Genomic DNA, 15,396 nt, shown 5'->3' with positions numbered 1-15,396 from the left:
TTGTCTGATATTGGCATTCCGATATCCTTCTAAGGAGTTGATAAGAATGCCATTTACACAGATATTTTTACACTCTCTCAGCCAATACACCGCTTACGGCATACAGTAACAACCCTCAGTGAATCAGACAATCTGATTGAGCCTTTCACTTACCTTTTCCCAGCCTGCAGGTGTCTTGCCCTGTAATACATAAGAATATGCGATAAGTTCTGCGATAACATAGTACAAGGTTTCTGGTATTTCCTGGCCGAGGTCCAGTTGAGTCAGTATTTCGCTCAGATACGGATCTTCATGCACTAGCACGCCTGACTCTTTGGCCAGTTCTATAATAGCCTCGGCCATATCGCCATGACCTTTGGCCACCACCGTGGGTGCTTGTTTGTCGCCCTGATTTGCATATTTTAGCCCAATGGCTCGCTTAACTTTATCAGTCATACTTTGGTTTCAAATAGTTGATAGGGCCGCTCGGCTAAATGTGTCGGAATTTTACCGCGTTGCACCGAACTTTTTTCAATTTCTAACCCAAGGCTTTCCAGCTTTCGCAATAAAAAAGGCAAAGTATCGGTGACTCGGGTAAGTAATGCGCTGGTCGAAGTATACAAATTTATCGACACGGTATTGTGGGTTATTTTAGATTTTGCCAACAGCTCGCCCTGTTCTCCAATGTCGAGTTTCATAGTAAGTTGCCATTGCTTATTTTGGGCATCTTCTTTAGTTTTCTGAGACTTATCTTCAGAGTCCCGGCTAATCAGAACCTCTGGAGCCTGACGACCCTGACTTGCAAAAGGCAAAATAAAATAAAATTGTTCTTGCCCCTGCAATCGCACCTCGGCATTGGTGAGTTTGGTAGCCTGATGGTTTACCAACAGGGTTTTAAGTGCAGTGGTGAGCTGCCCCTGTTTGTCCTGACTATTGACATCAAAACCGGCACGCAGCGCCGCGCCGGTGGGGCCGGTGTTACTTGTAATACTATTATTTGCAATGTTTTGTTGTAGCGCAACTTTGGCGGTGGAATCGGCCCGTGACATCGCTTTAGCACCAAAAGAAATTTGCAATAAGCTTACCAATGCAGCAACAAAGTTGGATGGCGGAGTAGAGGATTGCAGTGTGGTCGGTGTCACCGGCAGGGTGGTTGCTGCAAAAAGAGCCTGTAATTGGGCAATAAAGGGTGAAGGCTTAGCTGGCGCAGTATCGGTGCTCGCGCCCGGTACTATTGCTGGCTTAGAAAGCAACGCTTCATCTGACAACTGGGCTGTAATTTTTGCCAGCACGTCTGCCGACTCGGGACTGCTTGGACTGACCCCTTTTAACAGACCAAGCAATTGTGACAGAGCCTGATGGGTCGAACCGGTATCGGCCAACAATTTACGAGCCAGTTGCGGAATTTGCTGCTGCAATAGTGCATGCTGAGCTTGGTTTCCCGGTAGCGAATTGAGCACAGCATCAGAAGGTAGTACAGCTTTTGGTAGCGCGGATAGCGAAGCATCTGTAACACTAAGCGTAGGGGGGCGTTCGGTTAGCGCAGCGGGGCCAATCCGAAGCTCAGGAAGCGCGGGCACTTTGGTCGGGGCGTTAGGCAAAAAACCTTTAAATATATCTGTATTAGCCAGAAGCTTTACGCTTGGTTGCCAAACCGCCGTAGTAGCAGAAAACTGCGACCCATTAAAAGACAAGCCCACCTGGGGCTGAGCCAGTGAGGCCGTAAGCTTTGGAAGCTGTGTTGTGAGCTGTTTAACCGTATTGGGTGGTAAGTTTTCAAATACCAGGCCCGGAGACTTTAACGCGTGTGCCGCTAGAGCTCTTGAGATTGACGCTTTGGTCGATTGAGGCAACGGTGTCGAAAGGTCGGTACTGTTTAGTGACCAGTGACCTGATTGGGTATGACGTGTCAGTTTATCCGGGCCGGGGTGTATGTCAGCGTTGACCGGAATAGGCAAAGTAACCGGTCGGGCCAAAGTGGCGGCATTAATAGTGACCTGGCCCGGCGTGGTTGACACCACCGTGACCGGCATCTGTAGAGCCGGGGCGCGCACCGAAGATAACGCCCGGCTTAATTCGCCTAACACCTGACTTTTTTCAGTGGCAGCCAACACCACCGATACATTGTGGGCTTTTATCGAAGAAATTAATGCCTGACTATCGCTGATTCGCGATATCACCACCGGGCCTGCTAACGTATCTATTTTAGTTGCATTAGCACTTGCTGGGATAGATAGTGTGGATAAAGCAATGGTGATCTGAGATTTTAATTCAGCCACCTGAATACGAATTTCATTATTGGGCGCAAGCTGCACCTGTGCATTCGCAGGTTGTTGTGCAACAGGCAGAGCAGTAGCGTCACTACTGGTAGTAGTCGCCCCACCTGCTAAAGGTTGCCCTACGCGGGTAGGTGGAATAGTCGATGCGGTCATAGTAGCTTATCGGTACGCGGCTGACGCAACTTTAGCCTCAAATAAGTTTTTGTTCGATAATGTCTGATAAAGTAGTGAGTACCAAGAGTCACAAGTAGTTACCCACCATCAATCTGATAAGCCAAGCAGGGTGTGGCGGTGTAACTGGTTAAATTTCTTGTGTCATCATCCTCACCAAAATAGCGCTAAAAGCCGCCCTCTGGCTTGAAGCAGAATATCTCTACAGGCTTCCTCAGACTGATTATAGGATATTTAAATCAGTATAAAACAGAACAACGTCACAGAAGCGATTAGATAGATTATAAAAAAAGATTGGTTTTTTCGCACTTAAATGATAATAATTATCATTATCAAATATGAGTGGGTGGAAGCCAACATGAAAAAAACCATTACCTTTGCTGTTATGCACTTCTCGGTGGCCTTTACGGTCGCCTATTTACTTACCGGTAGTTTATTAATCGGTGGATTACTGGCCTTAGTAGAGCCAGCAATCAACACTGTAGCATTCTATTTTCACGAAAAATTCTGGAACAGATTAGAATCATCATCGGCATCGGTAGCCGCAGGAGCATTGACGCCCTAGCAGCGCATAACCCGATTGCCTACCTCAGTTATTTGTATTGTTATTAAGCTCTGTGTTTTAGCGCAGAGCTGCTTACTTTCCTTTCCTTCCTTTCCTTTCTGCTACAGATATTCTTTTACTTAACAGGCGGCTGACTCAAACCTGCAAGCGGTTATTGTGCAATACTCGCGCAGATTTTTTTGTGTGGTAAACTGCGTCTAACCATTGCTAAGTAACGAGAACGGAAGCGCTTTCTTGCCGGAATTAGTTGTGCAGAATGTGTCATGTAGCAAACGTGACCGCATTTTGTTTGAGAACCTATCGCTGCAAATTTCAACAGGACAGTTAATTCACCTGCGCGGTCCTAATGGCGCCGGTAAAACCAGCTTACTTCGTATTATTGCTGGCTTAAGTCAAGCTGAGCAAGGCCAGGTATTGTGGAATAGTCGGGCACTCGATACGACTTACTTCAAAGAACTGGTGTATCTGGGCCATAAAAGCGGGCTGACGGCGAGCTTAAGTGCGCTCGAAAATCTACAGTATTGGGCGCATTTGCATCAGGCTCCATGTAGCGAAGCGCTTTTGTATGACCTGTTAACCAGGCTGGGGCTGGTAGGCCTTGAAGACTTGCCTGTTAAATTTTTGTCAGCAGGTCAGCAGCGGCGGGTAGCATTAGCACGATTGTGGCTTAAACCAGCCAGGCTTTGGATTCTTGATGAACCCTTTACGGCATTGGATACCGCAGGTATCGCTCTTGTCGAACAACATATTAACCAATTTATTGATGGCGGCGGGGCGGTCATTTTAACCTCGCACCAGCCATTAACATCTTCAGCTAAGTTGCAGTATTTTGATTTGGAGTACCGCTTGTGAGCCAGTTGATAAAAGGTGTTTTGCAGCGTGATCTTGCGATAGCATTTAATCAAAAAGGCGAATTAGCGCAGCCGTTACTGTTTCTACTGATAGTTGTGACATTGTTTCCTATTGCAGTGGGACCGGCTCCCGAAACTTTACAACGTATTGGGCCGGGCGTGATATGGGTGGCCGCGATATTGACAGCGTTACTCGGCATGGAGCGCTTATTTAAACAAGATTATCTTGATGGTTCGCTTGAGCAACTGTTGTTAAGTGGAGTGCCGGTTTTTCAGATTGTGGCACTTAAGTCGGTGGTTCACTGGCTGGTTTGCTTTTTGCCATTGTTAATTTTATCGCCGTTGTTGGCGTTGTTTTTACACTTGTCGATGCCGATGTACCTGGCTCTGTTTTTATCGTTATTGCTGGGCACTCCCTTGTTATCTTTGGTAGGGGCCATTGCTATGGGGTTAACGGTAGGTGTACAAAAAGGTGCACTGTTGCCGTTATTGCTCATGGTCCCGGTGTTCATTCCTTTATTGATTTTTGCTACCTCTGCGGTAGAGTCAGCAGCACTACATTTATCTTATGCACCCCAGCTTGCCATTATCGGCGCTATGCTGCTGTGCGCGTTGGCTCTGGCGCCTTTTGCTACTGCCTATGCATTAAAAGTGAGTCAGCACTGATGTTTAAGTGGTTACATCCTTATGCAAAAACACAAGCTGCGTACAGTCTTAGTCAGCGCCTGACTCCCTGGTTTGCGGGTATCTGCGTGTTGCTGTTAGTGCCGGGCACACTGTGGGGACTGCTTTTTACGCCCGCTGATTATCAGCAGGGCGACTCATTTCGTATCATTTATATTCATGTGCCAGCTGCCATGCTAAGTATGAGCACGTATGTAGCGATGGCGGTAGCCGCGTTAGTGGGCATTGTATGGCAATGGCGCACTGCTTTTATGGCGATGATAGCCATGGCGCCTGTAGGCGCAGTAATGACCTTTATTGCCTTGTTTACCGGCGCGGCCTGGGGCAAACCCATGTGGGGCGCCTGGTGGGTATGGGATGCCCGTCTAACTTCAGAACTGATTTTACTTTTTTTATATTGCGGCGTTATTGCCCTCTACAGCGCCTTTGACGACAAACAGCAAGCAGGCAAAGCTGCAGGTATCATGGCTCTGGTGGGGGTAGTTAATATTCCGGTGATTCATTTTTCAGTCCAATGGTGGAACACACTGCACCAGGGCGCCACCATTACCAAGTTTGATAAACCATCAATTGCCACCGAAATGCTGTGGCCTTTGCTAATGAATATTGCAGGTATGATGATGTTTATTGCCGCCTTAACCTGTATGCGACTTAACAATGAAATACTACGTCGCGAACAACATCGCCCCTGGGTCAGCGCACTTTTACACGATCGCAGAGAAAACCAGAATGCAGTTTGATTCACTAAGCAGTTTAATTGCGATGGGGGGTTATGGCTTTTATGTATGGCTGTCTTTCGGGGTCAGTTTCTTGGTCATGGGGCTATTGGTTATTGCCGCTAAAGCCGAACGCCGAAACCTGTTAAAGACAATTTCTAAAAATCAGCAGCGACAGGTGCGCATCCAAAAGGCGCGACAAAATGGCCAGTCGGCTCAGGAGTAATGGGTGAATCCAAGACGAAAACAACGGTTAATTGTAATACTGAGCATTGGGGGGTTACTCAGTGCTGCGGTAGGTCTGATGTTATTTGCTCTGAACGACAACATAGATTTGTTTTATACGCCCTCTGAAATCATTGAAGGAAAACAAGGAAAAACGCCGCAAGTTGGACAGCGCTTACGTATTGGCGGGCTGGTGGTGCCAGGCTCGGTGACCCGCGATCCCGATTCACTACAAGTTACATTTTCGCTTATCGATACCGGGCCCAAAGTAAGCATCTCTTATCAGGGCATATTGCCTGATTTGTTTCGTGAAGGACAGGGTATTGTAGCTACCGGAGTTTTAACCAGCCCCAACCATATCCAGGCCCATGAAGTGCTGGCCAAGCATGACGAAGAATACATGCCGCCTGAACTGGCTGAAAAAATGAAGGGCATTAAGCATCAAAAGCCAGCGTCGTTGGATGATGCCTTATGATAGCGCCAGAAATAGGCAATATCGCGCTTGTTCTGGCGCTGGTGTGTGCGATATTGCTGGCGGTTTATCCGATGGCAGGGGCAGCAAAAGGGCATTCAGCACTTATTGCTTCGGCTCGGCCGCTGGCCGCGGGTATGTTTATTTTTACTCTAATCGCGTTTGTCTGTTTGTCGTATGCGTTTGCCACCGATGATTTTTCGGTGGCCTATGTGGCGCAGCATTCAAACAGCCGCCTTCCCTTGCAATATAAGTTGACTGCGGTGTGGGGCGGACACGAAGGTTCGTTTTTGTTGTGGGTATTAATGCTTAGCCTGTGGAGTGTCGCGGTCGCAATATTTAGCCGCAGTGTACCTGCAGAAATGGTGGCCCGAGTACTGGCTGTATTGGGAATGGTAGCTATCGGTTTTTATCTTTTTATGCTTTTAACGTCGAACCCGTTTGAAAGCATGTTGCCTTTTTTTCCAGTCGACGGGCGCGATCTAAATCCGCTTTTACAAGATTTTGGAATGATTATTCATCCGCCTATGCTCTATATGGGCTACGTGGGTTTTGCGGTCGCCTTTGCTTTTGCGGTCGCGGCACTCATATCAGGCCGGTTAGATTCAACCTGGGCACGCTGGTCGCGTCCCTGGGTTATTGCTGCCTGGTCATTTTTAACCGTAGGCATTTGTCTGGGTAGCTGGTGGGCTTATTATGAGCTGGGATGGGGCGGCTGGTGGTTCTGGGATCCGGTTGAAAATGCTTCGTTTATGCCGTGGCTGGTGGGAACCGCACTTATGCACTCGCTGGCGGTAACTGAAAAACGTAAATTGTTTCGCTCATGGACAGTTTTGCTGGCAATATCGGCATTCTCATTAAGTTTACTGGGAACCTTTCTGGTGCGCTCTGGTGTCATTGTATCGGTGCATTCATTTGCCAGCGACCCGACCCGCGGGTTGTTCATACTGGCTATCTTAGTCATTTTAAGCGGTGCAGCTCTGGTATTATACGCCTTTAGAGCCAGTACATTAAAAAGTGTGGCTCGCTACCAGATGTTTTCCCGCGAAGTATTATTAATGGGTAACAATCTGTTTTTATGTGCCGCGACCATTGTAGTGTTGCTTGGAACATTACTGCCGCTTATTCACAAAGAAATTGGCCTGGGTTCTATCTCTATTGGTGCACCATTTTTCAATAAAATGTTTGTGTATTTAATTGTGCCGTTTGTATTTATGTTAGGTATTGGTCCGCTGGTGCGTTGGAAAAGTCAGCCTGTAAGCGCACTAACTAAACAAATGCTGTTTGCCTTTGGGCTGAGTATTAGTGCTGCGTTGCTGGTGTTTTTTTCGTACTCTCAGCCCGCTTATATGGCAATACTGGGGCTGGTGCTGGCGTTTTGGATTGTAATTTGTACGGTGATGGAAGTTATGCAGCGACTAGACAGTTTGCCGCAGCAACTGGGTACAAGACAACGATTATCAATGTTAACCCGTAGTCACTGGGCTATGGTATTGGGACATCTTGGCTTTGCCGTCTCACTTATCGGTATTACCCTGGTGAGTAACTACGAGCTTGAGCGTGATGTTCGCATGAGTCCTGGCGAACAGGTACGCGTAGGAGCTTACCAAATACAATTTGATAGTCACACTACATACGCAGGGCCAAATTATAATGCGGATGTAGGGCAGTTTACGGTAACTCGGGATGAGCAGGAAGTTGCGGTATTGTTTCCTGAGAAACGCTTATATCTTGTACAAAAAATGCCAATGACAGAAGCCGCGATTGATACAGGCCTGACCCGGGATATTTTTGTTGCGCTTGGCGAACCGTTAAACGGTGAGGCCTGGGCGGTACGTATTTACATCAAACCTTTTGTAATCTGGATATGGGGCGGCGGCGGCATTATGGCTATTGCTGGGCTATTGGCCGTTAGCGATCGTCGTTACCGGCTAAACAGGGACCACCGCCAAAAGTCCCGTGCGGCAGGCTCTTCAAACAAAACAGCAGAGGCGTTATGAAAAAAGTTTGGTTAGTGGTGCTGCCCTTGCTGGTATTTATAGGCGGGGTCGGATTTTTATATCAGGGATTGTTTTCAGACCCCCGGGAGCTTGACTCGCAAGCCACGGGTAAAACGGTTCCGGCTTTTTCGTTACCCGATTTAATGAATCCAGAGACAATCTACACCCCCGGCTCATTAAAAGGCGAAGTTACTATTTTAAATGTTTGGGGCGTGTGGTGTATAACCTGCGCGGTCGAGCTGCCCTACCTGACGCAATTGCGTGAGTCTGAAGGGATACGCTTTGTAGGATTGTATTTTGATCAGGATATTGACCCGGATTTTGGTGGTAAAGTGCTTGCTCAGGTACGTCAGGAAGCAAAAGATATGCTTCAGCAATTTGGTAACCCCTATCAATTTAATATTTACGATACCTACCGGGACTTGTCGTTAGACTTAGGAGTGACCGGCGCCCCAGAACATTTTTTGATTGATGCTCAAGGAGTGGTCAGATTGCATCATATCGGGGATATTAATGAGCGGGTGTGGCGTAACAAAATTGAGCCTGTGTATAGTCGCTTACAGCAGGAACAAAAGCCGTGAGGTTGCTTTGGGTTTTGGTGCTTATGGGTTTTAGTGCATGGGGTTACGCTGCGCAAAATAACTACGAGTTTGATGATGCCACTCAGCGGCAACAGTTTAATCAGCTTACCACCACACTGCGCTGTCCAATGTGTCAAAACCAGAATATTGCCGACTCTGATGCCATGATAGCCAAAGATATGCGCCGCAAGGTGTATCAGCTCACCCGCGAAGGCCAGTCACAGGCGCAAATCATTGATTACATGAAAGCCCGCTATGGTGACTTTGTTTACTATGAGCCGCCCATTACTGTTGCTACTATTTGGTTGTGGGTGTTGCCTGTGGTATTTGCAATAGGAGGGCTACTGATGGTTTTAAAACGCGGAAAACCCGCGCCCCCAGAAGATATGGCCGAGCAACTGAAAGAGGCTGAACGCCTATTGAAGCAGGATAAGGAATAGCGATGTCCTGGTTTCATATAGCCGCTACGGCATTGCTAACGTTATTGGTGATACTGGTGGCGTTGCCCTGGTTTGGGCGACGTCCGGTGTCTAAAAGTCAGCCCGGAGCCAATGTTAAGTTGGTGAAAGAGCGCTTAGCCGAATTAGACGCCGAGGCCGAGCAGGGGATGATGAGCGAGCAGGATCTTCGTCAGGCACGCGATGAATTAAAACTGGCAATGGTTGATGAACATCGAAGCAGCGCCGAAAGTCGTTCTGGCCCCGCTTATTGGTGGATAATTGCAGGTGCCTTGCTGGCTGTGGTGGTAGGCTCAGTAACGTATTATCAGGTTAATCAGCTTGCCCAGCTAAAGCAAAGCCAGCAGGCTATTGAAGCTTTGCCTGCATTGTCTGAAAAATTACAAAAAGGAGCGGCTCAGGCTATTACTGATAAAGATATCGCCCAGCTTGCTCTGGCTATACGCCAACGATTGTATGAACAACCCGACGATGCTAAAGGTTGGATGTTTTTAGCCCGTATGCAGGCGTCTCTTAATCGCAGCGCTCAGGCGTTAGAGGCTATGGCAAAAGCTTATCAACTGGCACCGCAAACCGACACCGTGGCATCGGGTTATGCTCAACTGCTTATGGGGACCGGTGAGCGCGATCAGGTTATATTAGCCAAAGAGGTGTTAGAAAGTTGGCTATCTCGTCAGCCTGAAGATGTAAAATATGTACTTATGGCAGCGGTTGCCTCGGCTCAGCTTGGTGATTTAGCTGCCACCGAACGCTACTTTGCCCGGATAAAATCGCAACTTCCCCCCGATAGCGAGATGCGGCGCAGTTTAGAGCAACGGATTGTAGAGTTGGGCGGTCAAAGTTCACCTTCGTCTCAAACTGCCCTTGAAGTCACCGTCATGCTTGCTGAAAATTTACGCCAGAAGGGGCTGCCTGAAGACGGCTATCTACTTGTATTTGCACAACAAAAAAATGAAAAAAACCGGATGCCCGCTGCTGTCGTAAAACAACCATTGTCCCGGTTTCCGATCACCATTACCCTTGGTATCAATGATGCGATGATACCCGACTTTACCCTGGCACATCTTAAACAGGTAAAGTTAGTTGCGCGTATCTCAGCTGATCAGGATGTGATGCCCTCTGCGGGCGATTTGCAGGGAACCATTTTTTTTGATTTAGAACAGGGGCGTCTTACTCAGCACGCCATTAAGATTGATAAGGAACTTAAGTGAACAAAATTAAACATGCCTTGTGCTTCAGCTTGCTGTTGTCCTGTGGCATTTTGGCCGGTTGCGCGTCAAATAATTCGGCTGAACAAGCTCAAACCAGCGCGAATATTTCAGATCCCCGCGACCCCTTCGAGTCGGTGAACCGTAAGCTCTGGGACTTAAACTGGGAAGTAATAGATGCGTATTTTATTCGTCCCATTACAGTAGGTTATACCACGGTAACCCCGCAATTTGCCCGTACCGGGCTGCTAAACGCCGCTAACAATTTAGAAGAGCCCGCAAACTTTTTAAATAACATGCTGCAAGGCGATTTTGACGAAGGTATGGATAGTCTGGCGCGCTTTTTGATTAACTCTACCGTAGGCTTATTGGGTACAGTTGATGTGGCAAGTAAAATCGGGGTTGAGCGTCAACGTGAAAACTTTGGTGAAGTACTGGCCGTGTGGGGAGTTGAAACCGGTCCGTTTCTGATGTTGCCGGTGTTAGGTCCTTCTGATCCTCGCAGTTTCACAGGGCGCGTAGCCGATGGTTATTATTACCCTATGACGGTATTAAGTTCTAATTTTAGTATTGCCAGTGCCGTTGTATCATTGCTTGAAGCGCGGGCCGCTCTTATTGAACAAGAACAACAGTTAGAGCAATCGTTTGACCAGTACTCATTTGTAAAAAATGCGTATTTTCAGAACCTGAAATTTCGTGTTACTGACGGAAAAGTCGGTGAAGATGCGGTAGATGTTGAACAAGAACAGGAAGACTTTGAAGATTTTGAAGCACTGCTTGAGGGTGATACCGAGTAGTTTATAAGATTGGTTCAGGCTTCCGCTAAAACGGAAGCCTGCATAACTTACTTAGCATATCCATTCGGGTTATTGGATTGCCAGTTCCAACTATCCTGACACATATCCTCCAGACCTTTTTCGGCATGCCAGTTTAATTCTTTGGCGGCTAACGTGGGGTCGGCGTAACAGGCGGCAATATCACCTTCACGACGCGCAACAACTTTATAATTTATCGTTTTGTCAGAGGTTTTTTCAAACGCCCGAATCATTTCAAGTACCGAATAACCCTGACCCGTGCCCAGGTTATAAATATCTAACCCCATATTCAGTGAAATTCTGTCCAATGCTTTAAGATGGCCGTTGGCCAAATCTTCAACGTGGATATAATCGCGAACGCCTGTGCCATCTTTGGTATCGTAATCATCACCAAATACGGATAGCTGAGCCAGTTTGCCAGTCGCAACCTGAGCAATAAAAGGCATAAGGTTGTTAGGTATTCCGTTTGGGTCTTCACCAATTTGGCCAGATGAATGCGCGCCTACCGGATTAAAATAACGCAAGATCACGATATTCCAGCTATTGTCAGAGCGCTGCAGGTCGGTCAGCATTTTTTCGACCATTAACTTTGACATTCCATAAGGATTCGTCGGTTCGCCTGTGGCCATTTTCTCGTGCAAAGGCAGGGCAGCCGGGTCTCCGTAGACAGTAGCAGATGAACTAAACACCAAATTTTTAATATTGTGCTTGTGCATAGCGTTACACAGACTTAGTGTGCCGTACACATTGTTTTCATAATAAGACAACGGCTTTTGAACTGACTCACCTACCGCTTTGAGGCCGGCAAAGTGAATAACTGCATCGATATTATGCTGGGTGAAAAGTGTATCCAGAACCGCATCGTCGCGAATATCACCTTCGATAAAAGTGACCGACTTTTTGCTTAGCGCTTCTACCCGCCGCAAAGACTCGGCACTGGCATTTACCAGGTTATCAAGTACAACAACATTAAAATTCTGCTCAAGTAACTGCAGGGTTGTATGACTGCCGATATAACCCGCTCCACCGGTAACCAGAATTGTTTTCATTGTTTCTCCTCAGATGTGGTGTCAGGCAAACGTAAATGTTTGGCACAGATTGAATACTGTAATGGCTTTACCAGTAAAGGGTACAGTAAAAAAATAAGAAAAGCCCAGAGCAATGAGGTCCAATCTGTGGCGGTACGCAGTACCAGGGCAAATACCGGAACAATAATTAATAGCTTCAACACGTTTAATAGCGTTTTTTCAGGGACTGTCATACGTTTTCCAGCAGCTTCAAGCAGTGCCATTCGCTCTGGTAACGGCCGGGCTTGTAGACCGGGGATATTACGGGTAGAAAAATACAGTGCCATAATCAATCTGCCATAAAAAAAGCCGTCACAGTAGTGTGACGGCTTTGCATTGTAAAAGATTGTCTCCAAGGTTAAAAGGCTAAGCCCTTTAGCACCTTCTGATTATTGAACCGTTGACGGTTTTGGTTGGTCTTCTGATTTATGGTCTGCTAGGGCTTCCCAATAGCGTGTTTTCAACGACAGCAACAATACGACAATACCAATGGCAATACTGAACAAGCTAATTTGCATATACAAATCAGGCATTGTGTCTAAGCGATCAGGATTGAAGTTACCCGCCAACAGGCCGGCAATAACGTTACCGATAGAATAGGTCAGTACAAAAACCCCCATCATCTGGCCGGCAAACCGACGCGGTGACAATTTACTTACGGCGCTAAGTGCAACCGGGCTTAAGCAGAGTTCGCCTACGGTGTGCAAAAAGTACGTAGTAATTAACCAATAAGGCGCAACTTTCAGACCGCTGGCAGCCAACTGAGCAGCAAAAAACATGACAATAAAGCCCGTGGCCATAATAATAAGACCAATTGCGCATTTAGCACCATAAGAGGGGTCCATCATACGCTTACCTAAATTTACCCATAGCGCAGCAAAGAAGGGTGACAAGATTATAATGAAAATAGAATTTGCTGACTGAAACCAGGCTGGCGGAATTGAAAAAGCGCCAATCATACGGTCGGTATAATCCCGGCCAAACAGGTTAAGCGAAGAGCCAGCCTGTTCAAAGCCCGCCCAGAAACAGGCTGAGGCAACACAAATTAAAAACAAAGCGCCCATACGCTTTTTCTCTGGACTGTTTAAATTACCAAAGAAGAAAATACCGAAGAAATAAATCAAGAAGATAGCGGTAAATGCTATTGCCACATACTTAGCCAGTGCAACGGGGTCAATAACTAAAATACCCATTGTCGTTGCGGCGGTTACACCGATTAAAACAAGTAAAAATAGGGTAATACCGGTCCAGCCACTTTTACGAATGGCAGGAGTCAGTTCGCCAGCAGGACCATCACCTACATCATGTAATCTGTCTCGGGTAGCCCGGTACTGTATCAAACCAATTGCCATACCTACGGCAGCTGCCCCAAACGCCCAGTGATAACCCATATTGGGCGCCAACCAGCCACATACCCCGTAACCAATTAACGAGCCAATATTAATGCCCATATAGTATATGGTAAAGCCACTGTCGCGACGGTTATCATTGTCAGCATACAGGCCGCCAACCATGGCACTGATGTTGGGTTTAAGAAGACCCGTGCCAAGAACCACCAGAATAAGTCCGATAAAGAACGTACTGTGACTGGGTATGGCCAATACAATATGGCCGCACATAATAATGATGCCGCCGTACCAAACTGCTTGCTGACTTCCAATCAGCCGATCTGCAATCCACCCACCTGGCAGACCCATAAAATACACCGCACCAGTGTATAAACCATAAATAGCGGTGGCCGAAGCCACGGTGAATGCTAAGCCTTCTTCTTGTAGCGAGGCGGTCATAAAAAGAACTAACAGGGCACGCATACCGTAGTAGCTCATACGTTCCCACATTTCTGTGAAGAACAATGTCATCAGCCCCCCTGGATGGCCGAAGAAACTCGCGTCGTTGGATGTTTTTGTGGTCACAATCAAATTCCGTATTATTTTATTTGTAAGTTCGGTATAGAAGTAGACAGCACTGCGTCTGTTTACGTGACTGAGATGTACCCGCAGGTACCGTCGTTATACTAGAGGCGCTTAGAATACACAAGTAAAGAAAAGGTTAAAAGACTGATGCTGCAACTGCTGCAGAGCGTGCGACTGCTGACATAAGCAATAAATTTGATGTGTATTGTGTTAACAAACCAGCGTACCAATCTTACATTGCGCCTTGCCAAACATAGCAGGGTAGGGGCAATGTAAGATTCGTTGACAAACGCTTACAGCTCTTTAATTGTGGCGACAATAATTCGACCCACAGCATAAATGAGACACAAAATTACCCCAAACAACACCAAATTGTAGATAATTTGCGGGTATTTATTGCTCTCGGGCAATGTGGGACGCTCTACTGTAATCAGGTGCTGAAGCTTTTGATAGGTCTCAACCCGGGTATTTTCTAATGTCATTAACGACGATGAGTAAGCTTGGATAGCCAGTTGAAGCTGAATTTGCATATCGCTGTACTGGGCCATCAGCTGAGTCATAGTGACATCGCTTGAGTCGCCGATGTTGGCAGTGTTCAGTTGACTTTTTTGTTGCTCAACCGACTCTTGCAAGGCTTTTATCTGGCGTTTCAGGTTACGCATTTCAGGTGCAATGTCAGACATCATCCCCGACATAGTTTGTAACTCTGCTCGTTTTTGCGCTAGCGTAGCCTCTAACGAAAATGCAATTTGCTGCGACGCAGCACCCTCAGCGGTTGGGTCAAGCACATTATATTTTGACTGAAACTCTAATAAATCCTGCTTTGAAGACTGCAGTTTCTGCTCAACAATATCATGTTCGCTTTTTGCAAATTTCAGCTTTGATTTAGCCAACTGATTATTGATGTTATTAATAAAATCTTCTGCATGCTTGATAATGGCCGTATTCAGCGTGTTGGCATAGGCTGCACTAAAGGCCTTGGTCTGTAAGGTAATAACCGCTGAGCTTGAGTCTACGGTGACATCTATATGGTCAAGATAATACTGGTACTTATCCTCGGTGGTGGCCCCGGTCGATAGCCGACTAAAAATATCGGCTTCGTCGGTTTGAAAGTGTTCGTTCATGCCATGATTCTCGATAAGAAACCGATACATATCCTGGGATTTAATAAAGGCTTCAACTAACACGCTGTCAGTTGACAAGGGCGCATCGGTTACCGAAGACATAAGTAGCGATGAAGCGTCAAACGCGCTGCCCCCATCAGACTTCTTAATGATTAGCTGGCTTTGGCTTTCGTATTGGGGTGAAGCCAGTAAAATCAGATATAAGGCGTAAATTATCCAGGCCCCAAGAAATGCGCGCCCGACATGTTTGGTCAAAAGCTTTAGTTTTTGTTGGGTCTTTTTTAGCAC

At 46.8% G+C, this 15,396-nt stretch carries 17 protein-coding genes; 11 read left to right on the top strand and 6 right to left on the bottom strand.

Annotated elements, in window-relative coordinates; genetic code table 11:
- Positions 1-123: 123 nt before the first annotated feature.
- A complete protein-coding gene (locus JK130_RS13530; protein WP_218354856.1) occupies positions 124-435 on the bottom strand; it encodes an EscU/YscU/HrcU family type III secretion system export apparatus switch protein in 312 nt (103 codons plus the stop codon).
- The gene (gene fliK, locus JK130_RS13525; protein ID WP_218354855.1) at positions 432-2,411 is read right to left on the bottom strand and encodes a flagellar hook-length control protein FliK; all 1,980 of its coding nucleotides are present in this window, start codon (positions 2,409-2,411) and stop codon (positions 432-434) included. The genes JK130_RS13530 and fliK overlap by 4 nt, the downstream gene beginning before the upstream one ends.
- A 376-nt stretch (positions 2,412-2,787) precedes the next feature.
- Here fliK and JK130_RS13520 point away from each other — a divergent pair, with 376 nt between their 5' ends.
- The 11 genes from JK130_RS13520 to JK130_RS13470 all read left to right on the top strand — a co-directional run bounded on the left by JK130_RS13520 (position 2,788) and on the right by JK130_RS13470 (position 10,986).
- Complete coding sequence (locus JK130_RS13520) at positions 2,788-2,994, top strand: DUF2061 domain-containing protein (protein ID WP_218354854.1); 207 nt, start codon at positions 2,788-2,790, stop codon at positions 2,992-2,994.
- A gap of 249 nt (positions 2,995-3,243) precedes the next feature.
- Positions 3,244-3,846, top strand: a complete 603-nt coding sequence (ccmA, locus tag JK130_RS13515; protein ID WP_343211005.1) for a cytochrome c biogenesis heme-transporting ATPase CcmA — start codon at positions 3,244-3,246, stop codon at positions 3,844-3,846.
- Complete coding sequence (ccmB, locus tag JK130_RS13510; protein WP_218354852.1) at positions 3,843-4,511, top strand: heme exporter protein CcmB; 669 nt, start codon at positions 3,843-3,845, stop codon at positions 4,509-4,511. Before ccmA ends, ccmB begins: the two co-directional genes overlap by 4 nt.
- Complete coding sequence (locus JK130_RS13505; protein WP_218354851.1) at positions 4,511-5,269, top strand: heme ABC transporter permease; 759 nt, start codon at positions 4,511-4,513, stop codon at positions 5,267-5,269. The genes ccmB and JK130_RS13505 overlap by 1 nt, the downstream gene beginning before the upstream one ends.
- Positions 5,259-5,471, top strand: a complete 213-nt coding sequence (gene ccmD, locus JK130_RS13500; RefSeq protein ID WP_218354850.1) for a heme exporter protein CcmD — start codon at positions 5,259-5,261, stop codon at positions 5,469-5,471. The genes JK130_RS13505 and ccmD overlap by 11 nt, the downstream gene beginning before the upstream one ends.
- 3 nt (positions 5,472-5,474) lie before the next feature.
- Complete coding sequence (gene ccmE / locus JK130_RS13495; protein WP_218354849.1) at positions 5,475-5,945, top strand: cytochrome c maturation protein CcmE; 471 nt, start codon at positions 5,475-5,477, stop codon at positions 5,943-5,945.
- Positions 5,945-7,942 (top strand): heme lyase CcmF/NrfE family subunit, encoded by a 1,998-nt coding sequence (locus tag JK130_RS13490; protein ID WP_218354861.1) that lies wholly within the window; start codon positions 5,945-5,947, stop codon positions 7,940-7,942. Before ccmE ends, JK130_RS13490 begins: the two co-directional genes overlap by 1 nt.
- Complete coding sequence (locus tag JK130_RS13485) at positions 7,939-8,523, top strand: redoxin family protein (RefSeq protein ID WP_218354848.1); 585 nt, start codon at positions 7,939-7,941, stop codon at positions 8,521-8,523. The genes JK130_RS13490 and JK130_RS13485 overlap by 4 nt, the downstream gene beginning before the upstream one ends.
- 23 nt (positions 8,524-8,546) lie before the next feature.
- Positions 8,547-8,963: a cytochrome c-type biogenesis protein gene (locus JK130_RS13480; protein WP_218354860.1), complete on the top strand. Its 417-nt coding sequence runs from the start codon at positions 8,547-8,549 to the stop codon at positions 8,961-8,963.
- Positions 8,964-8,965: 2 nt separating this feature from the next.
- On the top strand, positions 8,966-10,192 hold the full coding sequence (gene ccmI, locus JK130_RS13475; protein WP_218354847.1) for a c-type cytochrome biogenesis protein CcmI: 1,227 nt from the start codon (positions 8,966-8,968) through the stop codon (positions 10,190-10,192).
- Entirely contained in the window at positions 10,189-10,986 is a 798-nt protein-coding gene (locus tag JK130_RS13470; RefSeq protein ID WP_218354846.1) for an MlaA family lipoprotein, read from the top strand. Before ccmI ends, JK130_RS13470 begins: the two co-directional genes overlap by 4 nt.
- A gap of 47 nt (positions 10,987-11,033) precedes the next feature.
- On the opposite strand, the gene galE is transcribed toward JK130_RS13470, so the two are convergent.
- From galE to JK130_RS13450, 4 genes are all read right to left on the bottom strand, one after another.
- Positions 11,034-12,053 (bottom strand): UDP-glucose 4-epimerase GalE, encoded by a 1,020-nt coding sequence (gene galE / locus JK130_RS13465; RefSeq protein WP_218354845.1) that lies wholly within the window; start codon positions 12,051-12,053, stop codon positions 11,034-11,036.
- Positions 12,050-12,358: a DUF6170 family protein gene (locus JK130_RS13460; protein WP_218354844.1), complete on the bottom strand. Its 309-nt coding sequence runs from the start codon at positions 12,356-12,358 to the stop codon at positions 12,050-12,052. Before JK130_RS13460 ends, galE begins: the two co-directional genes overlap by 4 nt.
- 102 nt (positions 12,359-12,460) lie before the next feature.
- Positions 12,461-13,930, bottom strand: a complete 1,470-nt coding sequence (locus JK130_RS13455; protein WP_246587809.1) for a peptide MFS transporter — start codon at positions 13,928-13,930, stop codon at positions 12,461-12,463.
- Between the two features lie 347 nt (positions 13,931-14,277).
- Entirely contained in the window at positions 14,278-15,396 is a 1,119-nt protein-coding gene (locus JK130_RS13450; RefSeq protein ID WP_218354842.1) for a KpsE/RkpR family capsule polysaccharide export protein, read from the bottom strand.

Source organism: Alteromonas lipotrueiana (assembly GCF_019249245.1).
In the GTDB taxonomy this organism is placed as follows: Bacteria; Pseudomonadota; Gammaproteobacteria; order Enterobacterales; family Alteromonadaceae; genus Alteromonas; species Alteromonas lipotrueiana.
The sequence above is the reverse complement of the archived record's forward strand: the minus strand, read 5'-3'. Positions and strand labels throughout refer to the sequence as shown.